This window comes from Curtobacterium sp. NPDC090223, from assembly GCF_044746585.1.
GTDB lineage: Bacteria > Actinomycetota > Actinomycetes > Actinomycetales > Microbacteriaceae > Curtobacterium.
This window is the reverse complement of sequence record NZ_JBIVCN010000002.1, coordinates 318,597-344,218: the sequence shown is the minus strand read 5'-3', so window position 1 is coordinate 344,218 and position 25,622 is coordinate 318,597. Positions and strand designations below refer to the sequence as shown.

The window sequence follows — 25,622 nt, the reverse complement described above, 5'->3', positions numbered from 1 at the left end:
CGCCGGTCAGCGCCGGGCGGCCACGATGTCCCGCGCGAGCGCCCGGACCGCGCGGTTCGGCTCGACGTCGGCGCGCATGGCCAGACCGACGCGGAGCGGGGTGACCTCGTCGACCAGGTCGATCGCGACCCCGTCGTGCTCGACACCGGAGTCCGGCACCACGCCGACCCCGAGCCCGGCGGTGGCGAACCGGATAACCGCGGGCATGTCGTTCATCTCCGCGACGATGCGCCGGCGGATCCCGAGCCGCTCGAGCGCCTGGTCGAGGATGATCCGGTTGCCGAACCCGTGTGCCGTGTCGATGAAGGACTCGTCCGCGAGCTCGGACAGGGACAGTGACGCCCGTCCGGCCAGGGGGTGGTCGGCGGCGAGGAAGACCCGGAACGGCATCTCCCGCAGCGGCTCGACGACGATGCCGGCGGGGAGCGACGGCAGCCCGGCGTACGCCAGGTCGAGCCGTCCGGCAGCCAGGTCCTGCACGAGTCCGGTGGTGCCGGACGGGGACGTCCGGAGCTCGACGGTGACCAGCGGGTGCCGGTCGCTGAACGTCCGCAGGACCCCGGTCAGGTCGACGATGTCCATGCTCGTGAAGATGCCCAGCCGCACCCGTCCACGCAGGTCCGCGTCGTCCGTCGTCGCCAGGTCCTGCATCCGGTCGATGGTCGCGAGCACGGCGCGGGCGTGCGGGAGCAGGTCCTCGCCGACGGCGGTCAGCACGAGGTGCCGGCCGGTGCGGTCGAACAGACGAACGCCGAACGTCCGCTCGAGGCTGGCGATCCCCGCGGACACCGTCGACTGCGCGGCCCAGAGGCGCTCGGCGGCCCGGGTCACACTGCCCTCGGCGGCGACGGTGACGAACTGTTCGAGCAGGCGTGTCTCCATGGACTCATCATCGACCTGATCGATGGTGAACATCAAGAAGATCCGTTGGACTCGATGGACCCGAAGCGCGATCCTCAGAGCATGTCAACCGTCATCGAGACCGCCGGAACGCCCACCGCAGCGACCCCCGTCGCTGCTCCCGGCTCCACGCCCGCCGCACCGCGCGGGCGCCGAGCACACTCCCGTCGTCGGCACGGGCTCGGCTTCTGGTCCGTCGCGTTCGCGTTCGCCGCGGTGATGGCGTTCGGGACCGTCCCGGCACCGCTCTACGTGCTGTACCAGGCGCGGGACGGGTTCCCGACCTTCACGACCACCGTGGTGTTCGCCGCGTACGGCGTCGGTGTCGTCGGGTCCCTGTGGCTCGCCGGACACCTCAGCGACGTGCACGGGCGGAAGCCGCTCATCCTGGTCTCCATCGCGCTCGAGATCGTCGCCGCGATCCTGTTCCTGGTGTGGAACGACGTCAGCGGCCTCATCGTCGCCCGGCTCGTCACCGGCCTCGGCATCGGCATGCTCACCGCGACGGCCACCGCGCACCTCGGCGAACTCCGTGTCCGGGCGACCGGGGACGAGGCCTCCGCGAAGGGTGCCAGCGTGGCGGCCGGCGTCGTGAACCTCGGCGGCCTGTCCCTCGGCGCGCTGGTCGGCGGCGCCCTCGCCGAGTTCGTCGGCAAGCCGCTCATGGTGCCGTACGAGGTCTTCGTGGTCGCACTGGTGGTCGCCTTCGTCCTGGTCCTCGCCGTCCCCGAGACGGTCGACCGTCCCGTCGAGCGCGTCGTGTACCGCCCCCAGCGCGTCCAGGCGCCAGCGGGGAAGTCCGCGGCGTTCTGGGCCGCCGGTACCGGGGCGTTCGCCGCGTTCGCGGTGCAGGGGCTCTTCACCTCGGTCGCGCCGACGTTCCTCGGCACGACGTTCCACGTCACGGACCGTCTGGCGGCCGGGGCGACGACCTTCGGGGTGTTCGCCGCGAGCGCCGTCTCGCAGCTGGTGTTCGCGCGCCTGGCGCAGCGCACGCAGATCCGTCTCGGCGTCGTGCTGCTGGTCGGCGGCCTCGCGGTCCTCGCGGCCGCGGCCGTGGTCCTGCAGGTCGCCGGGTTCATCGCCGGTGGCGTCGTCGCCGGTGCCGGGGTCGGCCTGCTCTTCCGTGCCAGCATCGGCAGCGCCGGTGCGCTCGCCGCTCCCGCGCAGCGGGGCGGGGTCCTCGCCGCGGTGTTCCTCATCGCCTACGCGGGACTGACGGTGCCGGTCGTCGCGGTCGGCGCGGCCCTGCTGGTGCTGCCGACGCTCGCCGTCCTGATCGGGTACGTGGTGCTCGTCTCGGCGCTCGCGATCGTCGCCGGAGCCCGACTGGCCGCGCGCGCCTGACGCTCGCCGGGCCTCCCGGCATACTGGGCGCATGCCGTCTCGACGCAACCGTTCCGTCGTCACCGGGGTCGCCGCGGTCATCGCGGCGGCCCTCGTGGTCGGCGGGTTCGCGCTGACCGCGCAGCAGGGGAGCGACGACCCGGTGGTCGCCGGCCCCTCGGCGTCGACGGCACCGACGGCCGAGGCGACGTCCGACGGGGTGGTCGTGATCGCCCGCCAGGGGGCGGACCTGCCGGGCGACGCCGTCCTGCGTCGCTGCGACGCGAGCAGCCGTGCGGACGTGGCGCGGTACGACACGGCCGCGCTCGGGGACGTGGTGCTGCAGTGCGGGAACGCGAGCCAGGGCTACGAGCACATCCGGGTGCGCCACACCGCCGACTGGCAGGACGTGCTCGGCGGCGGTGGTTCCCGGGACTGGGACGACGCGATGCTGACCGCCGTGCAGGCAGTGCTCACGGCGCCGCGGGACGGGTTCCCGAAGGACGCCGGCGACGGCAAGGTCTGCTACGCCGCGGCCCTGCGGTTCGACGACGGGTCGATCCCGGCGCCGGACGGGTTCGTCAAGGTCATCGTGTCCGAGACGACCGACCGTGTGATCACCGCGTACCCCACGCGCTCCGACGACTGCTGACGCCGGCGCCGAGCGCTACGCGTGGACGTCGTGCTCGTGCCGACGGTGCGACGCCGGTTCGAGCTGGAAGGTGGAGTGCTCGACCGGCACGTCGAAGTGCTCGGCGACGCACTGCTGCAGTTCGTCGAGGATGGCCGGCGCGTGCGCCGAGGTGAAGCAGTGGTCGTCCACCACCACGTGTGCGGTGAGGTTCGGCACCCCGGTCGCGACGAGCGTCGCGTGCAGGTCGTGCACCGCGATCACGTGGTCGAGCTCGAGGATGTGGCCGCGGACGTCCTCGAGGTCGAGCCCGGGCGGCGTGGCCTCGAGCAGGACGTTGGCGGTCTCGCGCAGCAGCCGGATCGCCCGCGGCAGGATCAGCCCGCCGATGACGAGCGCGGCGACCGAGTCCGCGCGCTCCCAGCCGGTGAGCGCGAGCACGACCGCCGCGGCGATGACCGCGACGGAGCCGAGGGTGTCGTTGAGGACCTCGAGCCGAGCGGCCCGGGACGTGAAGTTCTCGCCGGAGGCCCGGAGCAGCACCGCGTAGGCGACGAGGTTGCCGACGAGCCCGATCACGCCGAAGACCAGGAGCGGCCCGGAGTGGATCTCGGCGGGGACGAAGAGCCGCTGGATCGCGGAGATGATGACGTAGACGCCGACGGCGAGCAGGATCGCCGCCTGCGCGGTGGCCCCGAGGACCTCGGCCCGCTGGAACCCCCAGGTGCGCTGCGAGGTGGGGGAGCGTCGTGCGAGCCGGGTGGCGACGAGGCCGATCCCGATGCCGCCCGTGTCGACGACCATGTGCCCGGCGTCCACGAGGAGCGCCAGGGACCCGGTCACGACGGCGCCGACGACCTCGGCCAGCAGGATCGTCGCGGAGATGCCGAACGCCACCCACAGGGCGCGCTCGTTCGCACCGCCGTGCGCGTGTCCGTGGTCGTGTCCCATGCGGGCAATCGTACGGAGCCGGACCGACGACGTGCCAGGATCGGACCGTGACCCGGTCGCCGTACGAACTGAGCACCACGCCCGACGTCGTCGACCGCCTGCACCCGAGGCTCCGCGCGTACTTCGGCGCGATCCCGCCGGGGCACGTCGGCCGCGGCGACGGCGTCTTCGCCGTGGTCGGGACGCCACGGCGGTGGCTCTGGCCCGTCCTGGCGGTCTTCGCCCGTGACGCCGTGATGTTCCCGGTCTGGGAGCGGGACGTCCCGTTCACGGTCGAGAACCGCCCGGCCCGCGTCGGCCGCGGGGCAGGCACCGGACAGGAGGCCCGGGTCGCCGTCCGCGCGCACCGCACCTTCCACTTCCGCACCGGTGACCGCACGATGGTGGACGCCATCACGGCGGAGCCGGACGGGCTCGTCGACCACCTCGGTCGCCACGGGCGCGTCAGCGCCCTGCTCGACGTCGCGGTCCCCGCGACCGGTCCGGACGCCGGCGCCCTGCGTCTGGTCTCCACGCGGGTGTCGTTCCACGCGCTGGGACGCGAGTGGAGCCTCCCGGCCCGCATCGCCCCGCGTGTGACGCTCGTGGAACGATTCGATGACGAAGCCGACCTGCAGCGCGTGTCCCTGGTGCTCACCGCGCCGATCGTCGGCACGCTGTACCGGTACGAGGGGGCGTTCCGGTACGAGATCGCGCCGGGACCAGAACGGGGATGAGATGAGCGACCAGAGAGGCCGCGCGGTGATCGCGGGGGCGAGCGGGTTCGTGGGGCGGTACCTGCAGGACGCCTTCCGCGACGAGGGCTACGACGTCGTCACGATCGGCCGCAGCGGGGACGCGGTGTGGGGCAACACCCTGCGCATCCGCGAGCTCGTGGACGGCGCCGCGATCGTGGTGAACATGGCGGGCAAGAGCGTCAACTGCCGCTACGGCCGACGCAACCGTGCCGAGATCATCCGCTCGCGGGTCGACACCACGCTGGAACTGGCCGAGGCGATCCGCACGTCGGAGCACCCGCCACCGCTGTGGCTGAACGCGTCCACCGCGACGATCTACCGGCACGCCGACGACCGCCCGCAGGACGAGGCCACCGGCGAGCTCGGCGAGGGCTTCTCGGTGGGGGTCGCCAGTGCGTGGGAGGACGCCTTCTTCGGCGCGGACCTGCCCGGCACCCGTCGTGTCGCACTCCGGATGGCGATCGTGTTCGGCGACGGCAGCGTGCTCCTGCCGCTGCTCCGCCTGGCGCAGGCCGGCCTCGGCGGGGCGCAGGTCGACGGCCCCTGGTTCCCGACGCCCGGGCGCCTCGCGGCGGGCACGTACCACCACGACCGGCACACCCGCGGGCGCCAGAAGTTCAGCTGGGTGCACATCGCAGACGTCCTCGGTGCGATCCGCTTCGTCCGGGACCACGAGGACATCGACGGCCCGGTGAACGTCTCCAGCCCGAACCCGTCCGACAACCGCACGGTGATGGCGACGATCCGGGACTCGGTGGGGCGGCGGTTCGGGCTGCCGACATCGCGGTGGATGCTCGAGATCGGGACGTTCGCGATCCGCTCGGAGACGGAACTCGTGCTGAAGAGCCGGTGGGTCGTCCCGACGCGGCTGGTCGAGGCCGGCTACGAGTTCCGGTACCCGCTGCTCCGCGGGGCGCTCGCGAGCATCATCGCGGAGCGTCGCCAGCACCGGGGCTGAGCACCGGCACGTCCGGGCTGGTGCTGGTGCTGGTGCTGGTGCTGATGCCGGTGCGGGTGCGGGTGCTGGTGCTCGTGCTCGTGCTGGGGCTCGTGCGCACCGGCACGTCCGGCGCCGCGGGCACCGGCAGCGCCCGCGGCGTCCGCGACGCCCACAGCACCCCGCCCACGACGACGGCCCCGGCGAGGACCTCGACCAGGTCCGGCACCTCGCCGAACGCCACCCACGACGCCAGGACCCCGACCACGGGGACGAGCATCGAGAACGGCGCGACCGTGCTCGACGGGTAGGTGCCGAGCAGCCGTGACCAGATGCCGTACCCGACGAGCGACGCCACCAGGACGATGTAGAGCAGCCCGAGGTCGGCGGGCAGCGCCTCGACGGTGAACGCCGTCCCGAGCGCGTGCCCCATCCGTGCCGGCCCCTCCACCAGGAACGACAGCACGGCCATCGGGATCGGTGGGACCACCGACCACCACAGGGTCAGGTGCAGCGGGTTCACCGGCCCCGCACGCCGGGTGGCGACGTTGCCGATCGCCCAGCCGAGTGCCCCGCACAGCGCGAGCACGACGGGCAGCAGCGCGGCGGTCTGGGACCGGTGCACGGCGATCGCCGCGAGGGCGCACACCGCGATCGTGACCCCCGCGACCTGCCGCCCGGTCAGGCGCTCGCGGAGGAACACCCCCGCGAGCACGACGGTGAACGGCGCCGAGGCTTGCAGTACGAGCGAGGCCAGCCCGGACGGCATCCCGGACGCCATGCTCAGGTAGAGGAACGCGAACTGCAGCACCCCGAGCCCGAACCCGACGAGCAGCAGTCGCCCGAACGGCATCTTCGGGCGCGGCACGAACAGCAGCGTGGGGACCGCGAGCAGCGTGAACCGCAGCGCGGCGAGCAGGAACGGCGGGAAGTGCTCCAGTGCGAGCGCCGTCGCGGGGAAGTTCAGACCCCAGACGACGGCGACGACCACGGCGAGGAGACGATCACGGAGCAGCACCCTCCGATCGTGGCGCAGCAGAAGCGGTAGGACCAGCGAACGTTCTGACAGCCACGATGTAGGGTCCCTGCATGGTCGCCTTCGACATCGCGCTGTTGCCCGTCCTCCGGGAGCTCGAGGAACGCGGGTCGGTCTCGGCCGTCGCGGCCGCCACCCACCGGACGCCGAGCGCGGTGTCGCAGCAGCTCCAGACCCTGCAGCGCCAGGTCGGCGTCCCGCTCGTGGAGCGCGTCGGACGCGGGGTCCGGTTGACCGACGACGGCCGGGTGCTGGCGGGCCTGGCCACCGGGGTGGCGACGGCGATCGCGACCGTGGACGCCGCGTGGCAGGAGCACCTCGGCGGCGCGTCCGGCACGGTCGACCTGGCGATCTTCCCGTCCGCGGCGGAGCTGCTGCTGCCCGGCCTGCTCACCCGGATGCGTGAGCACCCCGGCATCGAGCTCGTGCTCTCCGACGTCGACGTGAGCGAGGACGAGTTCGCCCCGCTCGCGGCCGACCACGACGTCGTCGTCGGGCACCGGCCGGACGGTGCCCCGGCTCCCGACCGCGCGGCCCTGACGACGGTGCCGTTGCTCCGGGAGCCGCTCGACGTCGCCCTGCCCGAGGGGCACCGGCTGGCCGGACACGAGCGCGTCCGGATCGACGAGGTCGTCGACGAGACCTGGATCGGCGTACCGGAGGGCTACCCGATCGACCGGGTGCTCACCGCGATGGCGGCTGCGACGAACGCACCGCCACAGGTCGCGTTCCGGACGATCCACCTGCCGGTGATCGAGAACCTGGTCGCCGCGGGACACGGGGTCGCGCTGGTCCCGCGCTACACCTCGGGCACGCGGGCGCCCGGCCGCTTCCGCATGGCGGAGCTGGCCGACGTCCGCGCGGGGCGGCGGATCGAGGCACTGGTCCGCCCCGACCGCATGGTCCGCCCCGTGGTCCGCACGGTGCTGGAGGCCCTGGTCGCCACCGCCCTGGACCTCACCACCTGAGGCCCGCGCCGGCGGCGCCGCCGGCGCCGGCGCCCCGGCCCTGAAGGAACACGAAACGCGCGTAGGCGGTCGGAAGTTCCGACTGCCCACGCGCGTTCCGCCTTTCCAGCGCGCCCGTTGTGGGAAGGAAGTGCTGTGGATCAGCCCGCGAAGGTGACCGCGGCGGGGACCGCCGTCGGGACCGGCGCGACCGGGATGACCGGCGTGGGTGCCTCGGTCGGGTCCGCCGTGACCACGAAGGCCTCGGAGAGCACGATGCCCGAGGTCTCGCCGACGAGGGCGAGGGTGTAGGTACCCGGGCCGGTCACGACGGCGGCGGGGATGACGATCTGCTCGTCGAACGAGCCGTCCGCGTCAGCCGTGAGCGTCAGGCCGTCGATCGGGCCGCCGGTCTGCGATCCCTCCGGCACGAAGCCGACGGCGATGGTCTCGCCGGGGAAGTAGCCCGAGCCGATGACGTGGATGCCGTCGGTCGTGACCTCGGTCACGGTGCCCGACGTCGGCTGGTACGTGCCCTCGGGGTCCGGGGTGAAGTACGTCGTCGTGCCGCCGAACTGGACCGCCTGCACGGTGCCGGTGGTGGTGGCGGCCGCCGGGGTGATGAACCCGTAGCCGATGATCTCGGCGTTCGGCGAGGTCGCGGTGATCTGCGCGTCGAAGTCGGCGAGGTTCGCAGCGGTGTTCGCCGGTATGGTGCCGACGGGTGCGGAGCTGAGCCAGCGGCCGTTGCCGTCGACGAAGTCGCCGTCACCGAAGTCCGCGGGGCGGAGCGTGGTGAAGTTCGTGTCCGCGCCCGCGGCGCCGCCGGTGTTGAGGAACATCGGGATCTGGAAGTCGACCGAGCCGGTCGACACGAAGTCCGCCGAGGTGACGAGCTCCTGCAGGTCGACACCGGGCTCGCTCGTGGCCGTGAGGAGCTGCGTCGGGCCGGTCAGCGTGACACCGGACGGGGAGAACGCCGGGACGCCGGAGGTCGCCGGAGCGGTGTCGCCCGTGAACCAGCCGGTGGCGGGGTAGCCGGCGGAGGTCTCCTGGCCGAGGTCGGCGGTGGAGTTCACCCACTGCGCGCCGACGGAGACGGGGGCGGCGGTGGCCATGCCGGCCCCGACGAGGGAGGAACCGACGACGACGGCGGAGGCCGCGACGACGGTGATGATGCGGGAGCGCTTCACTGCAGATCCGATCGTGGTGGGAGGTCGGCCCTGGTTCGGGTCGACGGACGGCTCGTCAGGGTGGTGCTGCGAGCGACTCCCCCGAAGATGCTTCCACAGCTGAACCTATACGAATTCGTGGGATCCTCAAAGAGAAGACCCGGAACTCGTCCTCAGCGCACCTGGAACGGGGTGCCGAGGGGCAGCAGCTTCGCGAGCGCGGTGATGTCGGCGTTGTGCATCCGGACGCACCCGTGGGACGCCCCCGTGCCGATGCTGGACGAGTCGTTGGTGCCGTGCAGACCGATCTGCCCCGGTCCGCCGCCGAACGAGTTGAGCACGTTCGAGAACGCCGTCGTGCCGTACGCGTACGGCCCGTAGCCGCCGTTCGTCGGCGCGACGAGTTCGGTCAGCGCGAACCGGCCGGTGGGGGTCGGCGTCCCGCCCGTCCCGGTCGCCACGGAGTAGCTGTGCAGGACCGAGCCGCCCTTGTACAGGTCGAGGGTGTTGGACGCCTCGGTGACGACGATGGCGTACGGCGTCGTCGACAGCTTCACCGCGCTCGTCGGCACCCACCCGGTGCTGCCGTTCGGGCGCTGGGCGAGTTGGACCCGCACCCACCCGTCCTGCTGGTCGACCACGCGGAAGACGAGCGGCGCGCCCGACGACTGCGGGTTCGGCAGCGTCGTGGTCACCGCCCCGCCGGGAGTCGCGCTCACCGGGACGCTGCTCCCCGACGCGGCCGCGACCGTGGTCGACGCCGGGGCGTCCACCGCGTCGGTCGGCCCCGCCGGGGTCGCGGTCGGCGTGCTGGTGGCCGGCGCGGGCGTCGGGGTCGACTCCGGCGAGAGCGTGCCGGCGGCGACGGTCATCGTCGGCGACGGTGTCGGCGCCGGGGACCGTGTGCTCAGGCCGAGGGCGACGACGCCCCCGGCGCAGACGGCGGCGAGGACGCCGGCGATCACCGCCACGCGGCGCCGGGGATCGGTCGGCAGGAACGGCATCGGGTCAGCCGGTGAACGTGGCCTTCGCGGGGACCGCCACCGCGACGGTCGCGAGGTCCGCGGTGATGGTCAGGTCCGCGGCGGCGCGCTGCGCGGACGACTGGCCGAGGAGCACCAGGCGCTGGGAGCCCGGGACGGCGAGGTCGGCGGGGAGCACCACGGTGCCGGTGACCGTCCCGGTGGCGTCGGCGACGAACGTGACCCCGGGGACCTCGTCGGCGGAGTTCCCGGCGCCGATGCCCACGGAGACGGTCTCGCCGGGGGCGAAGCCGGTCCCCGAGACGGCGACGCCGGTGGTGGTCGCCCGCGTGACGCTCACCGACGCGCTGCCCAGGGACAGCGCTGCCGTCGGCTGCGGCGTGAGGTAGGTCGTGGTGTCCGCGAACGTGATGCTCGCGATGCTGGCCGGGGCGGCGGCGACCGCTGCGGGGGCGGCGGCCGCGTCCTCGGCGGCGGGCGCTGCCAGCGTGGAGAACTGGTCCGCGGCGTCGTCGGACGGCGTGGACTCGTCGGTCGGGGTGGACTCGTCGGTCGGGGCCACCGACTCCTGCCCGGCGGTGCTGCCCTCGATCGACAGCCCGAGGTACTCGCCGTAGCCGACGACGGTCGCCCCCTGCTGCTCGAGCTGCGCGACGAAGTCCGCCGTGGTGTTCTCCGTGCCGTCCGGGCCCCAGAGCGTGTCGACCCCGTCGAGACCGGAGGGGACGTCGGACTGCGCGAAGCGCGCGAGTGCCTCGTCGGAACCCGGGTACTGCACGAAGACGGCGAAGTTGGTGTTCCCGGTGGCGTCGACGTGCGCGTCGCGCAGGGCGGCGGGCAGGGCGGCCGGCTGCAGCGGCGTGTCGAAGCCGTGCGCCAGGGCGACCGGCGCCTGCTGGTCGAGGGTGAACCCGTCGGGTCCGAACGTCCCCGCAGCGTCCACGGGTGCGGTGGTGACCGTGCCGTTCCCGTTGAACGCCGTGTAAGCGGCGCCGTACCAGCGGTTCCCGAGCGCGTCCGCGGTCGCGGTCGCGGGCAGGGCGGCGAAGTCCGCAGCGCTGTCGGTCCACAGCACGGTGCTGCTCGCAGCCGGGACGGTGGCCGCCGGAGCAGCGGAGGAGACCGACGGGACGAGGGCTGCGGAGAGCCCCAGGACGGTTGCGCCGACGGCGGCCGCGGCGATGCGGGAACGAAGCACGGGGGCTGGATCCATTCGAGTGTGGGCGCAGGGGACCCTGCGTCCCCGCTCCTGAGTGGTGCTCAGTGCAACGAACCTAGCAGCGTCAGACGTCGAGGTGGTCGACCAGCTCGTCCGCCAGGCCGGTGTAGGTCGCCGGTGTGAGGTTCGTCAGTCGTGCCTTCGCGCCGTCCGAGATGTCCAGGCCGTTCACGAACGCGACGAGGTCCTGCTGCCCGATGCGCTTGCCGCGCGTGAGCTCCTTGAGCATCGCGTAGGGGTCCTCGATGTCGGACTGCCCGGCGGTGACCTCGGCGCGGATGACCGTCTGGATGGCCTCGGCGAGCACCTCCCAGTTGCCGTCGAGGTCCTCGGCGAGGCGCTCGACGTTCACCGCGATCTCGCCGAGGCCGCGACGCAGGTTGTCGAGCGCGAGCAGGGAGTGCCCGAACGCGACCCCGACGTTGCGCTGCGTGGTGGAGTCGGTGAGGTCGCGCTGCAGCCGGCTCGTGACGAGGGTCTCGGACAGGGTGGAGAACAGCGCCGTCGAGATCTCGAGGTTCGCCTCGGCGTTCTCGAACCGGATGGGGTTGATCTTGTGCGGCATCGTCGACGACCCCGTGGCACCGGCCACCGGGATCTGCGTGAAGTACCCCATCGAGATGTAGGTCCACACGTCGGTCGCCAGGTTGTGCAGGATCCGGTTCGCGTGCCGGACCCGGTCGTACAGCTCGGCCTGCCAGTCGTGCGACTCGATCTGCGTCGTGAGCGGGTTCCACGTCAGGCCGAGGCCCTCGACGAACTCCCGCGACAGCGTGGGCCAGTCGGCCTCGGGGTCGGCGGCGAGGTGCGCCGAGAAGGTGCCCGTCGCGCCGGAGAACTTGCCGAGGTACTCGCTGCCCTCGATCTGGGCGAGCACGCGCTCCAGGCGGTACACGACCACCGCGAGCTCCTTGCCGAGCGTGGTCGGCGTCGCGGGCTGACCGTGCGTGTGGGAGAGCATCGGGACGGCGCGGAGCTCGGTCGCGACCTCGCGCAGCCGGGCGACGACCGCCGTGAACGCGGGCAGCCAGACGTGCTCGGTCGCGTCCTTGATGGTGAGCGCGTACGAGAGGTTGTTGATGTCCTCGCTGGTGGCGGCGAAGTGTGTCAGCTCGGCGATGGCGTCGAGCCCGAGCTCGGACAGCCGGCGGCGGACGAAGTACTCGACGGCCTTGACGTCGTGACGGGTCGTCGCCTCGATCTCCGCGAGTTCGGCGATCTGCGCCTGGCCGAAGTCCGTGACGATGGCGCGGAGGGCGGCCTTGTCGTCAACGCTCAGCGGCGACGTGGTGAACATCGCGTGGTCGGTCAGGAAGATCAGCCACTCCACCTCGACGGTGATGCGGGCACGGTTCAGGCCGGCCTCGGAGAGGTGCTCGCCCACCGTGTGCACGACCGGGTAGTACCGCCCGTCGAGGGGGCTGATCGGCTGCGGGGGAAGGGGGGTCATGGTGCTCCCTGGCGGACGGCCGGTTCGATCTGGTGGAAGAGTGCTCGGCAGGCCCGTTCGACCGTGCTGAGGACCCGGTCGAACTCGTGGCGGTCCGCGTAGTACGGGTCCGGCACGTCGGCCTGCTCTGGCCAGGCGTCGTCGTACCGCAGCAGGAGCGTCACCTTGGCGGCGTCGTCCATCGTGGGTGCCCACGATCGCAGGATGCGTTCGTGGGAGCGGTCGAGTGCGACCACCAGGTCGAGGTCCGGGAACCGGTCCGGGTCGAACTGTCGGGCGCGATGCCTGCTGCCATCGTATCCGCGCGCCGCGAGTGCTGCGATCGTGCGCTCGTCCGCGGGTTCGCCGACGTGCCAGTCGCCGGTGCCGGCGGACTGCACCTGGAAGCGGTCGGTCATCCCGGCGTCGTCGACCATGCGCTGGAAGACGATCTCCGCCATCGGGGAGCGGCAGATGTTGCCGCTGCAGACGAACGACACGCGGAAGGGCGACGGGGCGCCGACGTCCGTGGTCATCTCCACATCATGACGCATCGACGCGCCGCACCGCTGCCCGGTGCGTGCACGCCCCGCCTCACGCGCGCGGGCGGTTCAGCACGGGCCGGGCCACCAGCCCGATCAGCCACGCGAAGACGGCGAGCACGAGTGCGCCGACGATGCCCCAGCCGAAGGACGCCACGTCCAGGCCGAAGCCGATGGCAGAGGAGATCCCGGCGACGATGAGCAGCAGGATCGCGTTCACGACGAGCGAGATGAGCCCGAGCGTCAGGATGTAGATCGGGAACGCCACGATCCGGATGAGCGTGCCGATGACGGCGTTCACGAGCCCGAAGACGAAGGCGACGAGCAGGTAGGTGAGGACGGTCGCGACGGTGCCGCCGTCCCCGAAGGCCGTGACGGAGACGCCGCTGACGATGAGCGTGGTGAGCCACAGCGCGACGGCGTTGATGACGAGGCGGACGAGGAATCGCATGCCCCCATGATGCCCGTCGGGCCCGGGCGGCGTGCGGATACGCTTGCACCGTGACTGAGCAGCCCGTGCACATCCGGCCCGAGATAGCGGTCCTCCCCGCCTACAAGCAGGGCCGGCAGGCGGAGGCGTCCGCGTTCAAGCTGTCCAGCAACGAGAACCCGTTCCCGCCGCTGCCCGGCGTGATCGAGGCCGTGCAGGCGCAGACCGCGTACAACCGCTACCCCGACGCCACCGCCCTCGCGGTGCGCGCCGTGCTCGCGAACCGGTTCGGACTCACGGTGGACGAGGTCCACGTGGCCCCCGGCAGCGTCGCGATCCTGCACGAGCTCGCGAAGGCCACCTCCGGCCCCGGCGACGAGATCGTCTACGCCTGGCGCTCCTTCGAGGCCTACCCCGGCGTCGTCACCGTCGCCGGTGCGACGAGCGTCCAGGTCCCGAACCGCGCCGACGGCGGTCACGACCTCGACGCGATGTCCGCCGCGGTCACCGAGCGCACCCGCATGGTGATCGTCTGCACCCCGAACAACCCGACCGGGCCGATCGTCACCGGCGCCGAGTTCGACGCCTTCATGGCGACGGTGCCGAGCACCGTCCTCGTGGTCCTCGACGAGGCCTACGCCGAGTTCGTCACCGACGTCGACGCGGTCCGCGGGGCCGCGCTCCTCGAGCGGTACCCGAACCTCGTCGTGCTCCGGACGTTCTCGAAGGCGTACGGCCTGGCCGGCCTCCGCGTCGGGTACGCGCTCGGACCGGCATACGTCCTGGACGCCGTCCGCGCCTGCGCCATCCCGCTCAGCGTCACGGCGCAGGGACAGGCCGCAGCGCTCGCCAGCCTCGAGCGCGAGAGCGAACTGCTCGCCCGCGTCGCCGAGCTCGCTGCACTCCGTGACCGCATCGTCGCCGAGCTCCGCGGCCAGGGCTGGGCCGTCCCGGACGCGCAGGGCAACTTCGTGTGGCTGCCGACCGGGGAGCACACCGCGGCGGCGGCCGAGGCGTTCGAGCGCGCCGGCATCATCGTCCGGGCCTTCGCACCAGAGGGGATCCGCATCTCGATCGGCGAGCACGAGGCTGTCGAGAAGCTCCTCGAAACCGCGCGTTCGCTTGTCGGGGGACTCACAACGACCGCTGACGCCCGGCCGATACGCTGACCCGCATGTCCTTCCACGCCGCGGCTCCCGCGACGACCATGATCCGGCTCCTCGACTCCGAGGGCCGGTTCGTGGAGACCGACGAGAACGCCGAGTTCGCCGCCGCCGCGCGGGCGATCCCCGACGAGACCCTGCTCGCGATGCACCGCAGGATGGTGATCACGCGTCGGTTCGACCACGCGGCGCACAACCTGCAGCGCACCGGCCAGCTCGGGCTCTGGGTGCCGAGCCACGGACAGGAAGCCGCGCAGGTGGGTTCCGTGTTCGCGCTCCGCCCGCAGGACCACGTGTTCCCGTCGTACCGCGAGCACGCCGTCACCATGACCCGCGGCGTCGAGCCGATGGAGATCATCAGCCTGTACCGCGGGCTGACGCACGGCGGCTGGGACCCGGACGAGCGCGGCAACACCCACATCTCCACGCTCGTCATCGGGTCGCAGACATTGCACGCCACCGGGTACGCGATGGGCATGCGCCTCGACGGCGACGTCGGGACCGGTGACCCGGACCGCGACGCCTGCTCGATCGTGTACTTCGGCGACGGTGCGACCAGCCAGGGCGACGTGAACGAGGCGTACGTCTTCGCCGCGTCCTACAAGGCGCCCGTCGTCTTCTTCCTGCAGAACAACCACTGGGCGATCTCGGTCCCGGTGTCCGTTCAGTCGCCGACCCCGCTCGTCGACCGCCCGCGCGGCTTCGGGATCCCGAGCATCCGCATCGACGGCAACGACATCCTGGCGTCGTACACGGCGAGCGTCGTGGCGACCGACCACGCGCGCTCCGGCCAGGGCCCCGCGTTCGTGGAGGCCGAGACGTACCGCATCGGCGCGCACACCTCTTCCGACGACCCCACCCGGTACCGCGGCGACGACGAACTCGCCAGCTGGGTGGAGCGCGACCCGATCGCCCGATCTGAGGGCTACCTCCGCAGCCGCGGTGTCACCGACGCCCAGCTCGCCGAGTTCGAGGAAGAGGGAGAGGCCGTGGCCGCGGACATCCGCACCCGGACGCCGCAGCTCGTCGCCCCGCCGATGGACCTGATGTTCGACAACGTCTACCGCGAACCGCACCCCCGGATCGACGAGCAGAAGCAGTGGCTCGCGAACTACGAGGCCGACCAGGACGGAGCTGCCGACGCATGAGCACCACCGAGCAGCTCTTCGACTACACCCTGCGCTCCCACCCGGGCGCCGGGCAGGTCCCGACCGACCCCACCCCCACCCTGCCGATGGCGAAGGCCCTGAACGCCGGCCTCGCCGCCGCGATGGAGTCGGACGACAAGGTCCTGCTGATGGGCGAGGACATCGGCCGTCTCGGCGGGGTCTTCCGCATCACCGAGGGCCTGCAGGAACGCTTCGGCGACACCCGCGTGATGGACACCCCGCTCGCCGAGTCGGGCATCATCGGCACCGCGATCGGCCTGGCCCTGCGCGGCTACCGCCCGGTCGTCGAGATCCAGTTCGACGGGTTCGTCTGGCCCGGCTTCGACCAGATCACCTCGCAGCTCGCGAAGATGGCGAACCGCCTGCCCGAGCACATGTCGCTGCCGATCGTCATCCGCATCCCGTACGGCGGGCACATCGGCGCCGTCGAGCACCACCAGGAGAGCCCGGAGACGTACTTCGCGCACACCCCGGGCCTGCGCGTGGTCAGCCCGAGCACCCCGAACGACGCCTACTGGATGATCCAAGAGGCGATCGCGTCGAAGGACCCCGTGATCTTCATGGAGCCGAAGTCGCGGTACTGGCCGAAGGGGCAGGTCGACCTGGTCGACGGGCACGTCCCGATGCACACCACCCGCGTCGCGCGCACCGGCACCGAGGTCACCCTCGTCGGCCACGGCGCGATGGTCGCCACGCTCATGCAGGCCGCCGAGCTCGCCGAGTCCGAGGGCACGTCGTGCGAGGTCGTCGACCTCCGTTCGATCTCGCCGATCGACTGGGAGCCGCTGCTCGCATCGGTCCGGAAGACCGGCCGCCTGGTCATCGCACAAGAGGCCTCCGGCTTCGTGAGCGTCGGCAGCGAGATCGCCGCGACCGTCGCCGAGAAGTCCTTCTACACGCTGCAGGCACCGCCCCTGCGGGTCTCCGGGTTCGACATCCCGTTCCCGGTCTCGAAGCTCGAACACCTGCACCTGCCGGACGCCGACCGCGTCCTCGAGGCCGTCGACCGCGCCCTCGCCTACTGACCACGGTCCACCAGGACCACCCCCACCACAGACCGACCGAACCGCCGAAGGAGCCGACGTGGCCGTCGCCGAATTCCCCCTCCCCGACGTGGGTGAGGGCCTCACCGAGGCCGAGATCGTCCAGTGGCGCGTCGCGATCGGTGACGACATCACCGTCGACCAGGTCCTCGTCGAGATCGAGACCGCCAAGTCGCTGGTCGAACTGCCGTCGCCGTTCGCCGGCAAGGTCACCGGGCTCCTCGTGTCCGAGGGCGACACGGTCGAGGTCGGCAAGCCCATCATCCGGGTCGAGTCCGATGCGCACGTCGCCTCAGCACAGCCGGGAGGCCCGGCTCCCGTCGCCGACGCCGCTCCGGTCTCGCCTGACGTCACCTCCACCGCCCCGGTCCAGCCCGCCCCGCCGGTCGCGTCCGCGACGCCGGTCCCGCCCGCCGTCGCCCCGAAGCACGTGGCCCCGGCTGCCGTGGCCCCGGCATCGGCCCCCGCACCGGCCGAGGTCCCCGCGTCGCTTCCCGCGGCCGAGGGCGTCTCCGTCATCGGCACCGACGAGTCCTCCGGGGCGGTCCTGGTCGGGTACGGCTCCGCGACGAGTGCACCCTCGCGCCGGAAGCCGGGTGCCCGCCGGGCCGCAGCCGCCGCGGCGGAGGCGAGCCGGGCCTCCAGTCGGGAGGCCGACCTCGACATGGTCACCGACGACGGCGAGGCGAGCACCGCCGACGCCGTCGCCGAACAGGGGAAGCGCCCCGCGCGCCCCTCGACCGTCCCAGCCTCGCTCGCCCTGCCGGTGATCGCGAAGCCGCCGATCCGGAAGCTCGCGAAGGACCTCGGTGTCGACCTGACCACCGTCGTCGCGACGGGCCTGGCCGGCGAGGTCACCCGTGACGACGTCATCCGGCACGCCACGCAGGCCACCGTCTTCCGCAACATCGAGACGCCCGAGTGGGGCGACGTCCGCCAGGAGACCATCCCGGTCAAGGGCGTCCGCAAGGCGATCGCGACCGCGATGACCACTTCGGCGTTCACGGCGCCGCACGTCTCGCTCTTCGTCGACGTCGACGCGACCCGCACGATGGAGTTCGTCAAGCGGCTCAAGGCCTCGCCGACGTTCGCCGGTGTGAAGGTGTCGCCGCTGCTGATCATGGCGAAGGCCGTGATCTGGGCCGTCCGCCGGAACCGGTCGGTCAACTCGTCGTGGACCGACCGCGAGATCATCGTGCACCACTTCGTGAACCTCGGGATCGCGGCGGCCACCCCGCGCGGCCTCATCGTGCCGAACATCAAGGACGCGCAGGACATGTCGCTGTTCGAGCTGGCGAAGGCCCTCGAGCAGATGACCCTGACCGCGCGTGACGGCAAGACCAGCCCCGCCGAGATGGCCGACGGCACGATCACCGTGACGAACATCGGTGTGTTCGGCATGGACACCGGGACGCCGATCCTCAACCCGGGGCAGGTCGCGATCGTCGCGATGGGCACGATCAAGCCGAAGCCGTGGGTCGTCGACGGCGAGGTCCGGTCGCGCATGGTGACGACCATCGGCGCCTCGTTCGACCACCGCGTGGTGGACGGCGACGTGGCGTCGCGGTTCGTGCACGACGTGGCCTCGGTGCTCGAGGAGCCGGCGCTCCTGCTCGACTAGCCGCGCCTCGGCCGGCGCCGCTGTGCCGGGTGGCGCCGCCGTGTCCGCTCGGCGCCGCCGTGTGCTCGAGACGCCCCCGGATTCGGCGGCGTCTCGGCGTCCGAGCGGTGTCTCGCGGGGAGAACGGCGCCCGCGGGGCGAACGGATCCGCCCGGATGTCGCGTGGTGTTCACGCGGATGTCGGTGGTCGGCGGCATGATCGGTGCATGGTCCACCAGCTCCTGATGCCGCCGCAGGAGATCCGAACGGGTCGCCTGGTGCTCACCCCCGTCACGCCCGCCGACATCGACGCCGCGCACGCCCTGTTCTCCGACGCGCGCACGTGGACGCACCTGCCCGCCGGCCGGCACACCGACCGCTCGGAGACGCAGGACCTCGTGCAGCGCAAGATCGGCGGCCGGGTCCGGCACGGCCTCGGCTCCTGGGCGATCCGGGTCGCCGGTGCTCCGGAGCTCATCGGCATCGGCGGCGTCGACATGACCGCCGGCGGGGTGTGGAACCTCGGGTACCGTCTGGCACCGAGTGCGTGGGGCAACGGCTACGCGACCGAGACCGCACGGGCCGCAGTCGCCGCCGCGCACGACGTCGCGCCGACCGTGCCGGTCACGGGTCGCGTGCTCACGAACAACCCTGCCTCCGCCGCCGTGCTCGCCCGGGTCGGCCTGTCGCTCGTCTGGCAGGGCACGACCGCGGCAGCGACGCCCGACGGTGTCGAGCGCCAGGTCTGGGCAGACCGCGCGCTCACCACCGAGCAGCACGACTGGCTCGTCGCCAACGCCTGACCGACGACGCGCCGCCGCTCGTGGCGGTGCGGTCAACGCCGTCGTGCCCTGACCATCGCGGCGAGGACACCGGCGACGGGCACGCTGAGCAGCAGCGGGATCGCAGCGACCCAGCACACGTCGGCCGTCGCGAACGTCAGCAGCAGGGTTGCCACGAGCACGACGACACCCATCGTCGCGAGTCGGATCGAGGTCATGCCCCCATCCCAGTCGGATGCGGCGCGGCACGCATCGGCCGCAGGGATGAAGCGTCACAGACATCGACGTCACGAGTGCGACTCGCTAGTGTGATGGGCACTGGTCATGTCCGCCCATGACCAGCGGACGAACCACGCCATCCCAGAGCGACGGAGCACGAGGAACCGATGACGACCCGCATCACCGAGGGAGCCGAGCCCAAGCACCAGCAGCTCCGACGCATCCTCCTCGAGCTCGCCACCGTCCGCCTGGCTCCCGGGTCCGCGATCCCGTCCGAACGCCAGCTCATCGCCGAGTACGGCGTCTCCCGGATCACCGTGCGGGAGGCACTCGGGCAACTCGTGAACGAGGGCTACCTCGAGCGCGTCCGCGGCAAGGGCACGTTCGTCGCGCACCGTCCGGTGCAGTCCACGCTGCACCTGGCGTCCTTCACCGAGGAGATGCGGGCGATGGGGCACGTCCCGACGACGGTCGTGCTGGTGCGTGAAGAGCGCGTGCCGCCGTCCGACACCGCCGCAGCGCTCCGGCTCGACCCCGACGTGACGGCCTTCCACGTGAAGCGTCTCCGGATGGCCGACGGCGCACCGGTGTCCATCGACGACGCCTGGCTCGTCGCGGACGCGTTCCCCGGGCTCCTGGACCACGACCTGTCCGGCTCGGTGTACTCCATCATCGCGTCGGAGTACGGCACCCCCATCGACCGCGCGCAGCAGACCGTGGCGGCGAACCCCGCGGCCGACGACGTCGCGACCCTGCTCGGCACGAAGACGGGTGCGCCCGTCCTCGAGTTCGACCGGGTGTCCTACGCGGGGGACCGCCCCGTGGAGCACACGCGCAGCTGGTACCGGTCGGACCGCTACCGCGTGCAGATGGAGGTCACGGCGACGAAGGCGGTCGCGTAGCGCTGCCGTCGCGTGCGCTCGATGCGCGCGCAACGAGCGACACCCCGCTGCCGTCTGCGTTGCGCGGACGGCCGCGGGGTGTCGCTCCTGGCGGGCCGTCGAGGGCCGAGCGCGTCAGACCTCGAAGAGGGTGTCCCCGGCGGCGACCGTGGTGCCGACCGTGCCCTGCGCGATCGAGTCCGGCGCGGACCCGAGCACGACGACGGGGCACACGGGGGAGTAGCCCGCCGCGAGGATCGTCGCCGGCGTGAACCGGACGACCGGGTCCCCGGCGGCGACGGCGTCACCCTCGGCGGCGAGCAGCTCGAAGCCCTCGCCCGCCATCTTCACGGTGTCGATGCCGACGTGCACCAGGACGTCCGTGCCCGCCGAACCCTGCAGCGCGAACGCGTGCGGGTGCAGCTTCACGATGGTGCCGTCGACCGGCGCCACCGCGGTGATCGACTCCGTCGAGGCGGTGGGGTCCACGGCGACGCCCGCACCCACGAGCTGCCCGGCGAACACCGGGTCCGGGACGTCGGCGAGCGCGACGACCGGGCCCGCGAACGGGGTGAGGACCGCCGTCACAGCTCGTCCTGGATGTCCTGCGCGAGGTTGTCGGCGATCGGTCCGACGATGACCTGCCAGCCGGTGCCCCCACCGACGACGGCCTGCGCGCCGGCGGCCTGGAGCGCGCCCTTGTCGACGAGGTCACCGTCCTCCACCTCGACGCGGAGCCGCGTGATGCAGCCCTCGACCTCTTCGATGTTGTCGGCACCGCCGAGCGCGGCGATGATGTCGGCAGCCTTGATGTCGGCCATCTGTTTCCTCCTCGTTGCGGGTGCGCGTCCAGGTTGACATGCCGTGCGCGGTCATCGACACTACGTACTGGTCATGACCGGACAGGACCGGACCTGGCGATACCGCCGAGGTTACCTGCGCTGGCTGGACGACTCAACTCACCCCGACAAGCTCCACCCAATGACGAGAGGAACTCCGATGAGCACGACTGCTGCCACGGATGTGCCGGAGAAGAAGACGCCGAAGAAGCAGAGCCGGCTCTTCGCCAACGCCCAGCGGCTCGGCCGGAGCCTGCTGCTCCCCATCGCGGTCATGCCCGCCGCGGGCATCCTGCTCCGACTCGGCCAGTCCGACATGCTCGGCGCCATCCCCGGCTTCGAGAAGGGCGCCACGATCATCGCGGCCGCCGGCAACGGTGTGTTCACCTGGCTGCCGCTCCTCTTCGCGGTCGGCATCGCGATCGGCTGGGCGAAGAAGTCCGACGGCACGACGGCGCTCGCCGCGGTCGTCGGCTACATGGTCATGTACCAGGTCTTCGCGGCGATGTCGCCGATCGTGCTCGCCGGGGTGAAGGACGCCAACGGTGACCAGGCGACGATCAACTTCGGTGTCCTCGGCGGCATCGTGATGGGTCTCGTCTCGGCGTGGCTCTGGCAGAAGTTCCACCGCACGAAGATGCCCGACTTCCTCGGGTTCTTCTCCGGTCGGCGCCTCGTGCCGATCCTGACCGCCGTCGCCGGTCTGATCATCGCCGTGCTCATGTCCTTCGTGTACCGCTACTTCGACATCGCGCTGACCGCAGCCGGCCAGGCCGTCGCGGACAACGCCGTCATCGGTGGTGGCATCTTCGGGTTCGTCAACCGCATGCTCATCCCGATCGGCCTGCACCAGCTGCTCAACTTCTTCCCGTGGTTCCAGCTCGGCAGCTTCACCACCGATGGTGTGACCTACCACGGTGACATCGCGCGCTTCCTCGCGGGCGACCCGACCGCCGGCATCTTCCAGACCGGCTTCTTCCCGATCATGATGTTCGCGCTGCCGGCCGGCGCGCTCGCGATCTGGCGCAACGCCAAGCCGCAGAACCGCAAGCTCGTCGGCGGCATCATGCTCTCCGCGGCGCTCACCTCGTTCGTGACGGGCATCACCGAGCCGCTCGAGTACTCGTTCATGTTCGTGGCGTTCCCGCTCTACGTCATCCACGCGGTGCTCACGGGCACCTCACTCGCCCTCGTGAACGCGCTGGGCATCCACGACGGGTTCTCCTTCTCGGCTGGTGCGATCGACTTCGTGCTGAACTTCGGCAAGGCGGACGGGGCGATCTGGCTCATCCCGATCGGCCTCGGCTACGCGGCGATCTACTACTTCCTGTTCGGCTGGGTGATCAGGAAGTGGAACCTGCGCACGCCCGGTCGTGAGGAGGACACGATCGCGGAGAACACGATCGAGGCGGCCACCAAGGCCTGACGCGACCACGTGACGGACGGGAGGCACGGTGCCAGCTGGCACCGTGCCTCCCGTCCGTCTGTCCGCACCATCCGTCGGACTGATACCGGTTTTGACAATCGTTATCAACAACGACTACCGTCGAGGACATGCACAACCGCCTCATCGCCCTCCCGCTCATCGCGGGTGCCGCCGCGCTCGCCCTGACCGGCTGCGCGACCTCCTCAGCGTCCACGAACGACAGTGACGGCACGATCAAGGTCGTCGCCTCGACGAACGTGTACGGCTCCCTCGTCGAGACGATCGGCGGCGACCACGTCGACGTGACGAGCATCCTGAACGACCCGTCGCAGGACCCGCACTCGTTCGAGTCCAGCGCGAAGACGCAGCTCGCCGTGTCGAAGGCCGACCTGCTCATCGAGAACGGCGGCGGCTACGACGACTTCATGACGACGCTCGCGGACTCGTCGAGCACGAAGGCCGACACCATCAACGTGGTGAAGCTGTCCGGTCTGGACAAGGGCGGCGACGCCGAGTTCAACGAGCACGTGTTCTACAGCTACCCGACGATGGTGCAGCTCGTCGCCGACGTGTCGAAGCGACTCGGCGCCCTCGACAGCGCCGACAAGGCGACCTTCCAGGAGAACGCCGACGCGCTGACGACGAAGCTCGAGGACCTCGAGTCGCAGACCGCCGCGCTCAAGAAGCAGTACGACGGAGTGAAGGTCACGTACACCGAGCCGGTGCCGGGGTACCTGTTCGACGCGATCGGGCTCGACAACGTGACCCCCGAGGACTTCTCCGAGGCGATCGAAGAGGGCGACGACGTCCCGCCGGCCGCGCTCAACGACACGCTCAAGCTCTACACCGGCGGCACGGCGAAGCTGCTGGCGTACAACACCCAGACGTCGAGCCCGGAGACCGAACAGGTCAAGAAGGCGGCCGAGGACAACGGCGTACCGGTGGTGGGTGTCACCGAGACGCTCCCGAAGGGGAAGAATTACGTCTCGTGGCAGCAGGCGAACATCGACGCGGTGTCGGCGGCACTGGCGAAGTGACCACCGTCCAGGAACCGACCCGGACCGCCACCGCCCCTGGCGGTGGCGGTCCGGCCGTGCTCGCACTCCGCGACGCGGGCCTGTCGTACGGCGAGCGGAAGCTCTGGGACGGCCTGGACCTCGACGTCCGGCCCGGCGAGTTCCTCGCCGTGCTCGGCCCGAACGGGGCGGGCAAGACCAGCCTGCTGAAGACCGTGCTCGGCCAGCAGCGCCTGACGAGCGGCACGATGTCGTTCCTGGGGCAGCCGATCCGCCGCGGGCACCGCCGGATCGGGTACATCCCGCAGCAACGCCTGATGGAGTCCGGCACGCCGCTCCGCGCCCGGGACATGATCGCGCAGGGCGTCACCGGCCACCGGTGGGGTGTCCGTCCCGAGCGGAAGGCCGAACGGGAGCGCATCGACCGCATCATCGACGAGGTCGGCGCCACCGCGTTCGCGAACGCCCCGGTCGCCGAGCTCTCCGGTGGCGAGCAGCAGCGCACCCGCGTCGGGCAGGCCATCGCCGCGGACCCGTCGCTGCTCCTCTGCGACGAGCCGCTCATCTCCCTCGACCTCCGGCACCAGCGGGGCGTGACCGAGCTCATCGACCGCCAGCGCCGGCAGCGGGACGCCGCGGTGCTGTTCGTCACCCACGACGTGAACCCGATCCTCGACGTCGTCGACCGCGTCCTCTACATCGCGGGTGGTCGCTTCCGGATCGGGTCCCCGGACGAGGTGCTCCGTGCCGACGTGCTGAGCGACCTGTACGGCACGCCCGTCGACGTGGTCCGCACGATGGGCCGGATCGTCATCGTCGGCGCGAACGAGGCCCACGAGCACCACCACGGCGAGGTCGACCCGCACGTGACCACGCCGGACGAAGGGCGCATCTGATGGACGTCTGGTCGACGATCTTCTCGTTCCAGGACTACGGCGAGCTCGTCGCACTCGTGCAGAACTCGATCTTCGCGGGCGCGGTGCTCGGCATCGTCGGCGGGCTGATCGGTCCGTTCGTCGTCGCCCGGAACATGCCCTTCGCGGTGCACGGCATCAGTGAGCTGTCCTTCGCCGGTGCGAGCGCCTCGCTGCTCCTCGGGGTGAACGTCGTCACGGGCTCGCTCGTCGGGTCCGTGATCGCCGCGCTCCTCATCGGGCTGCTCGGCTCCCGCGCACGGGACCGCAACTCGATCATCGCCGTGCTGATGCCGTTCGGGCTCGGCCTCGGGATCCTCTGCCTCGCGCTCTACAAGGGCCGCGCGGCGAACAAGTTCGGGCTGCTCACGGGCCAGATCGTCTCGGTGGACAACCCCCAGCTGACGTTCCTCGTCGTGATCAGCGCGATCGTCGTCGTCACGCTCGTCGTGATCTGGCGGCCGCTGATGTTCGCCTCGGTCGACCCGGACGTGGCCGCTGCCGCCGGCGTCCCGGTGCGGACCCTGGCGCTCGTCTTCATGCTCGCGCTCGGGCTGGCCACCGCCGTGTCCGTGCAGATCGTCGGCGCCCTGCTGGTGCTCTCCCTGCTCGTGACCCCTGCCGCCGCCGCACTCCGCCTGACGGTGCACCCCGTGCTGGTCCCGGTGCTGTCGATGGTCTTCGCGGTGGTGTCCGTGGTCGGTGGCATCCTGCTCGCACTCGGTGGCGGGCTGCCGATCAGCCCGTACGTCACGACGATCTCCTTCGCGATCTGGGTGGTCTGCCGGATCGTCGGAGCACGGAAGGAACGACGCGGCCGGGACCGGGTCGCGGTCCGTGACCAGCACGTCACGACCGGCACGTCCGAACGGCAGCAGGCAGGAGCCACAGCAGCATGACCGCACCGGAGAAGCACGCCGCGGCCTCGAAGCCCAAGCGCAACACCTGGCAGCGAGAGGCCGTCCGTGGTGCCCTCGACGGCACCGAGGGCTTCGTCAGCGCCCAGGCACTGCACGCCCACCTGCGCGAGGGTGGCTCCACCATCGGCCTCGCGACGGTCTACCGCGCCCTGTCGGACCTCGCGACGGAGGGCGACGCCGACTCCCTCCAGCAGGACGGCGAGTCGCTCTACCGGGCGTGCACGACCGACAAGCACCACCACCACCTGATCTGCCGGAACTGCGGTCGCACCGTCGAGATCCAGGCCGACCCGGTGGAGCGCTGGGCGCAGCAGGTCGCCGCGGAGCACGGGTTCACCAACGCCAGCCACGTCGTCGACATCTTCGGCGAGTGCGCCGACTGCACGGCCGCACGGGCCGACGCGTAGAGT

The 25,622-nt window shown here is 71.6% G+C and carries 28 protein-coding genes; 16 read left to right on the top strand and 12 right to left on the bottom strand.

What is annotated here, in order from left to right; translation table 11 throughout:
* Positions 1–6: 6 nt before the first annotated feature.
* Complete coding sequence (locus ACIPJY_RS06220; protein ID WP_400463774.1) at positions 7–882, bottom strand: LysR family transcriptional regulator; 876 nt, start codon at positions 880–882, stop codon at positions 7–9.
* Between the two features lie 81 nt (positions 883–963).
* Here ACIPJY_RS06220 and ACIPJY_RS06215 point away from each other — a divergent pair, with 81 nt between their 5' ends.
* The gene (locus ACIPJY_RS06215; protein ID WP_400463771.1) at positions 964–2,247 is read left to right on the top strand and encodes an MFS transporter; all 1,284 of its coding nucleotides are present in this window, start codon (positions 964–966) and stop codon (positions 2,245–2,247) included.
* A 31-nt stretch (positions 2,248–2,278) separates the two neighbouring features.
* On the top strand, positions 2,279–2,878 hold the full coding sequence (locus ACIPJY_RS06210) for a hypothetical protein (protein ID WP_400463768.1): 600 nt from the start codon (positions 2,279–2,281) through the stop codon (positions 2,876–2,878).
* 15 nt (positions 2,879–2,893) lie between these two features.
* Here ACIPJY_RS06210 and ACIPJY_RS06205 read toward each other — a convergent pair whose 3' ends face one another.
* Complete coding sequence (locus ACIPJY_RS06205; protein ID WP_400463766.1) at positions 2,894–3,808, bottom strand: cation diffusion facilitator family transporter; 915 nt, start codon at positions 3,806–3,808, stop codon at positions 2,894–2,896.
* A 47-nt stretch (positions 3,809–3,855) separates the two neighbouring features.
* Here ACIPJY_RS06205 and ACIPJY_RS06200 point away from each other — a divergent pair, with 47 nt between their 5' ends.
* Together ACIPJY_RS06200 and ACIPJY_RS06195 are read left to right on the top strand one after the other, a co-directional pair.
* Entirely contained in the window at positions 3,856–4,524 is a 669-nt protein-coding gene (locus ACIPJY_RS06200) for a DUF4166 domain-containing protein (RefSeq protein WP_400463763.1), read from the top strand.
* Between the two features lies 1 nt (position 4,525).
* A complete protein-coding gene (locus ACIPJY_RS06195; RefSeq protein ID WP_400463761.1) occupies positions 4,526–5,503 on the top strand; it encodes an epimerase in 978 nt (325 codons plus the stop codon).
* Here ACIPJY_RS06195 and ACIPJY_RS06190 read toward each other — a convergent pair.
* Entirely contained in the window at positions 5,472–6,500 is a 1,029-nt protein-coding gene (locus tag ACIPJY_RS06190; RefSeq protein ID WP_400463758.1) for an EamA family transporter, read from the bottom strand. The two genes, ACIPJY_RS06195 and ACIPJY_RS06190, sit on opposite strands and share 32 nt — an antisense overlap.
* A 71-nt stretch (positions 6,501–6,571) precedes the next feature.
* On the opposite strand from ACIPJY_RS06190, the gene ACIPJY_RS06185 reads away from it, so the two are divergent.
* Entirely contained in the window at positions 6,572–7,486 is a 915-nt protein-coding gene (locus ACIPJY_RS06185; protein ID WP_400463756.1) for a LysR family transcriptional regulator, read from the top strand.
* A 140-nt stretch (positions 7,487–7,626) separates the two neighbouring features.
* On the opposite strand, the gene ACIPJY_RS06180 is transcribed toward ACIPJY_RS06185, so the two are convergent.
* From ACIPJY_RS06180 to ACIPJY_RS06155, 6 genes are all read right to left on the bottom strand, one after another.
* Positions 7,627–8,658: a hypothetical protein gene (locus ACIPJY_RS06180; RefSeq protein ID WP_400463753.1), complete on the bottom strand. Its 1,032-nt coding sequence runs from the start codon at positions 8,656–8,658 to the stop codon at positions 7,627–7,629.
* Between the two features lie 152 nt (positions 8,659–8,810).
* Entirely contained in the window at positions 8,811–9,641 is an 831-nt protein-coding gene (locus tag ACIPJY_RS06175; protein WP_400463750.1) for a L,D-transpeptidase family protein, read from the bottom strand.
* A gap of 4 nt (positions 9,642–9,645) precedes the next feature.
* Positions 9,646–10,818 carry a hypothetical protein gene (locus ACIPJY_RS06170; RefSeq protein ID WP_400463748.1) on the bottom strand — a complete coding sequence of 391 codons (1,173 nt, stop codon included), beginning with the start codon at positions 10,816–10,818 and terminating at the stop codon, positions 9,646–9,648.
* Positions 10,819–10,903: 85 nt separating this feature from the next.
* Entirely contained in the window at positions 10,904–12,289 is a 1,386-nt protein-coding gene (purB, locus tag ACIPJY_RS06165) for an adenylosuccinate lyase (protein WP_400463745.1), read from the bottom strand.
* Positions 12,286–12,804: a low molecular weight protein-tyrosine-phosphatase gene (locus ACIPJY_RS06160; RefSeq protein WP_400463742.1), complete on the bottom strand. Its 519-nt coding sequence runs from the start codon at positions 12,802–12,804 to the stop codon at positions 12,286–12,288. The genes purB and ACIPJY_RS06160 overlap by 4 nt, the downstream gene beginning before the upstream one ends.
* Before the next feature lie 58 nt (positions 12,805–12,862).
* Complete coding sequence (locus tag ACIPJY_RS06155; RefSeq protein ID WP_400463739.1) at positions 12,863–13,261, bottom strand: phage holin family protein; 399 nt, start codon at positions 13,259–13,261, stop codon at positions 12,863–12,865.
* Positions 13,262–13,311: 50 nt separating this feature from the next.
* On the opposite strand from ACIPJY_RS06155, the gene ACIPJY_RS06150 reads away from it, so the two are divergent.
* From ACIPJY_RS06150 to ACIPJY_RS06130, 5 genes are all read left to right on the top strand, one after another.
* The gene (locus ACIPJY_RS06150; RefSeq protein WP_400463736.1) at positions 13,312–14,409 is read left to right on the top strand and encodes a histidinol-phosphate transaminase; all 1,098 of its coding nucleotides are present in this window, start codon (positions 13,312–13,314) and stop codon (positions 14,407–14,409) included.
* Positions 14,410–14,414: 5 nt separating this feature from the next.
* Complete coding sequence (locus tag ACIPJY_RS06145; RefSeq protein WP_400463733.1) at positions 14,415–15,551, top strand: thiamine pyrophosphate-dependent enzyme; 1,137 nt, start codon at positions 14,415–14,417, stop codon at positions 15,549–15,551.
* Positions 15,552–15,637: 86 nt separating this feature from the next.
* Complete coding sequence (locus ACIPJY_RS06140; RefSeq protein WP_123654750.1) at positions 15,638–16,597, top strand: alpha-ketoacid dehydrogenase subunit beta; 960 nt, start codon at positions 15,638–15,640, stop codon at positions 16,595–16,597.
* A gap of 58 nt (positions 16,598–16,655) precedes the next feature.
* Positions 16,656–18,236, top strand: coding sequence for a dihydrolipoamide acetyltransferase family protein (locus ACIPJY_RS06135; RefSeq protein ID WP_400463730.1), 1,581 nt, complete (start codon positions 16,656–16,658; stop codon positions 18,234–18,236).
* Between the two features lie 206 nt (positions 18,237–18,442).
* Entirely contained in the window at positions 18,443–19,018 is a 576-nt protein-coding gene (locus ACIPJY_RS06130; RefSeq protein WP_400463728.1) for a GNAT family N-acetyltransferase, read from the top strand.
* Between the two features lie 32 nt (positions 19,019–19,050).
* Here the strand turns inward: ACIPJY_RS06130 and ACIPJY_RS06125 are convergent, their stop codons facing one another.
* Complete coding sequence (locus ACIPJY_RS06125) at positions 19,051–19,215, bottom strand: hypothetical protein (RefSeq protein ID WP_400463725.1); 165 nt, start codon at positions 19,213–19,215, stop codon at positions 19,051–19,053.
* Between the two features lie 168 nt (positions 19,216–19,383).
* Between ACIPJY_RS06125 and ACIPJY_RS06120 the strand changes: the two genes are divergently transcribed.
* On the top strand, positions 19,384–20,118 hold the full coding sequence (locus ACIPJY_RS06120) for a GntR family transcriptional regulator (protein WP_400463723.1): 735 nt from the start codon (positions 19,384–19,386) through the stop codon (positions 20,116–20,118).
* Positions 20,119–20,232: 114 nt separating this feature from the next.
* On the opposite strand, the gene ACIPJY_RS06115 is transcribed toward ACIPJY_RS06120, so the two are convergent.
* Both ACIPJY_RS06115 and ACIPJY_RS06110 read right to left on the bottom strand, forming a co-directional pair.
* A complete protein-coding gene (locus ACIPJY_RS06115; RefSeq protein ID WP_400463720.1) occupies positions 20,233–20,685 on the bottom strand; it encodes a PTS glucose transporter subunit IIA in 453 nt (150 codons plus the stop codon).
* The gene (locus ACIPJY_RS06110; RefSeq protein WP_144761695.1) at positions 20,682–20,918 is read right to left on the bottom strand and encodes a PTS transporter subunit EIIB; all 237 of its coding nucleotides are present in this window, start codon (positions 20,916–20,918) and stop codon (positions 20,682–20,684) included. Before ACIPJY_RS06110 ends, ACIPJY_RS06115 begins: the two co-directional genes overlap by 4 nt.
* Before the next feature lie 178 nt (positions 20,919–21,096).
* Between ACIPJY_RS06110 and ACIPJY_RS06105 the strand changes: the two genes are divergently transcribed.
* The 5 genes from ACIPJY_RS06105 (at position 21,097) to ACIPJY_RS06085 (ending at position 25,619) form a co-directional block, all read left to right on the top strand.
* Positions 21,097–22,362 carry a PTS transporter subunit EIIC gene (locus ACIPJY_RS06105; RefSeq protein WP_400463716.1) on the top strand — a complete coding sequence of 422 codons (1,266 nt, stop codon included), beginning with the start codon at positions 21,097–21,099 and terminating at the stop codon, positions 22,360–22,362.
* 128 nt (positions 22,363–22,490) lie between these two features.
* Positions 22,491–23,399 carry a metal ABC transporter solute-binding protein, Zn/Mn family gene (locus tag ACIPJY_RS06100; RefSeq protein ID WP_400463713.1) on the top strand — a complete coding sequence of 303 codons (909 nt, stop codon included), beginning with the start codon at positions 22,491–22,493 and terminating at the stop codon, positions 23,397–23,399.
* Positions 23,396–24,274: a metal ABC transporter ATP-binding protein gene (locus ACIPJY_RS06095; protein ID WP_400463710.1), complete on the top strand. Its 879-nt coding sequence runs from the start codon at positions 23,396–23,398 to the stop codon at positions 24,272–24,274. Before ACIPJY_RS06100 ends, ACIPJY_RS06095 begins: the two co-directional genes overlap by 4 nt.
* On the top strand, positions 24,274–25,191 hold the full coding sequence (locus tag ACIPJY_RS06090; RefSeq protein WP_400463707.1) for a metal ABC transporter permease: 918 nt from the start codon (positions 24,274–24,276) through the stop codon (positions 25,189–25,191). Before ACIPJY_RS06095 ends, ACIPJY_RS06090 begins: the two co-directional genes overlap by 1 nt.
* Complete coding sequence (locus tag ACIPJY_RS06085; protein ID WP_400463704.1) at positions 25,188–25,619, top strand: Fur family transcriptional regulator; 432 nt, start codon at positions 25,188–25,190, stop codon at positions 25,617–25,619. The genes ACIPJY_RS06090 and ACIPJY_RS06085 overlap by 4 nt, the downstream gene beginning before the upstream one ends.
* Positions 25,620–25,622 lie beyond the last annotated feature (3 nt).

Excerpts from the sequence above, each read along its gene's own strand:
- ACIPJY_RS06220 (WP_400463774.1), bottom strand. The coding sequence starts at position 882 with ATGGAGACACGCCTGCTCGAACAGTTCGTCACCGTCGCCGCCGAGGGC.
- ACIPJY_RS06215 (WP_400463771.1), top strand. The coding sequence starts at position 964 with ATGTCAACCGTCATCGAGACCGCCGGAACGCCCACCGCAGCGACCCCC.
- ACIPJY_RS06210 (WP_400463768.1), top strand. The coding sequence starts at position 2,279 with ATGCCGTCTCGACGCAACCGTTCCGTCGTCACCGGGGTCGCCGCGGTC.
- ACIPJY_RS06205 (WP_400463766.1), bottom strand. The coding sequence starts at position 3,808 with ATGGGACACGACCACGGACACGCGCACGGCGGTGCGAACGAGCGCGCC.
- ACIPJY_RS06195 (WP_400463761.1), top strand. The coding sequence starts at position 4,526 with ATGAGCGACCAGAGAGGCCGCGCGGTGATCGCGGGGGCGAGCGGGTTC.
- ACIPJY_RS06185 (WP_400463756.1), top strand. The coding sequence starts at position 6,572 with ATGGTCGCCTTCGACATCGCGCTGTTGCCCGTCCTCCGGGAGCTCGAG.
- ACIPJY_RS06175 (WP_400463750.1), bottom strand. The coding sequence starts at position 9,641 with ATGCCGTTCCTGCCGACCGATCCCCGGCGCCGCGTGGCGGTGATCGCC.
- purB (WP_400463745.1), bottom strand. The coding sequence starts at position 12,289 with ATGACCCCCCTTCCCCCGCAGCCGATCAGCCCCCTCGACGGGCGGTAC.
- ACIPJY_RS06160 (WP_400463742.1), bottom strand. The coding sequence starts at position 12,804 with ATGACCACGGACGTCGGCGCCCCGTCGCCCTTCCGCGTGTCGTTCGTC.
- ACIPJY_RS06155 (WP_400463739.1), bottom strand. The coding sequence starts at position 13,261 with ATGCGATTCCTCGTCCGCCTCGTCATCAACGCCGTCGCGCTGTGGCTC.
- ACIPJY_RS06145 (WP_400463733.1), top strand. The coding sequence starts at position 14,415 with ATGTCCTTCCACGCCGCGGCTCCCGCGACGACCATGATCCGGCTCCTC.
- ACIPJY_RS06140 (WP_123654750.1), top strand. The coding sequence starts at position 15,638 with ATGGCGAAGGCCCTGAACGCCGGCCTCGCCGCCGCGATGGAGTCGGAC.
- ACIPJY_RS06130 (WP_400463728.1), top strand. The coding sequence starts at position 18,443 with ATGGTCCACCAGCTCCTGATGCCGCCGCAGGAGATCCGAACGGGTCGC.
- ACIPJY_RS06125 (WP_400463725.1), bottom strand. The coding sequence starts at position 19,215 with ATGACCTCGATCCGACTCGCGACGATGGGTGTCGTCGTGCTCGTGGCA.
- ACIPJY_RS06120 (WP_400463723.1), top strand. The coding sequence starts at position 19,384 with ATGACGACCCGCATCACCGAGGGAGCCGAGCCCAAGCACCAGCAGCTC.
- ACIPJY_RS06110 (WP_144761695.1), bottom strand. The coding sequence starts at position 20,918 with ATGGCCGACATCAAGGCTGCCGACATCATCGCCGCGCTCGGCGGTGCC.
- ACIPJY_RS06105 (WP_400463716.1), top strand. The coding sequence starts at position 21,097 with ATGAGCACGACTGCTGCCACGGATGTGCCGGAGAAGAAGACGCCGAAG.
- ACIPJY_RS06100 (WP_400463713.1), top strand. The coding sequence starts at position 22,491 with ATGCACAACCGCCTCATCGCCCTCCCGCTCATCGCGGGTGCCGCCGCG.
- ACIPJY_RS06090 (WP_400463707.1), top strand. The coding sequence starts at position 24,274 with ATGGACGTCTGGTCGACGATCTTCTCGTTCCAGGACTACGGCGAGCTC.
- ACIPJY_RS06085 (WP_400463704.1), top strand. The coding sequence starts at position 25,188 with ATGACCGCACCGGAGAAGCACGCCGCGGCCTCGAAGCCCAAGCGCAAC.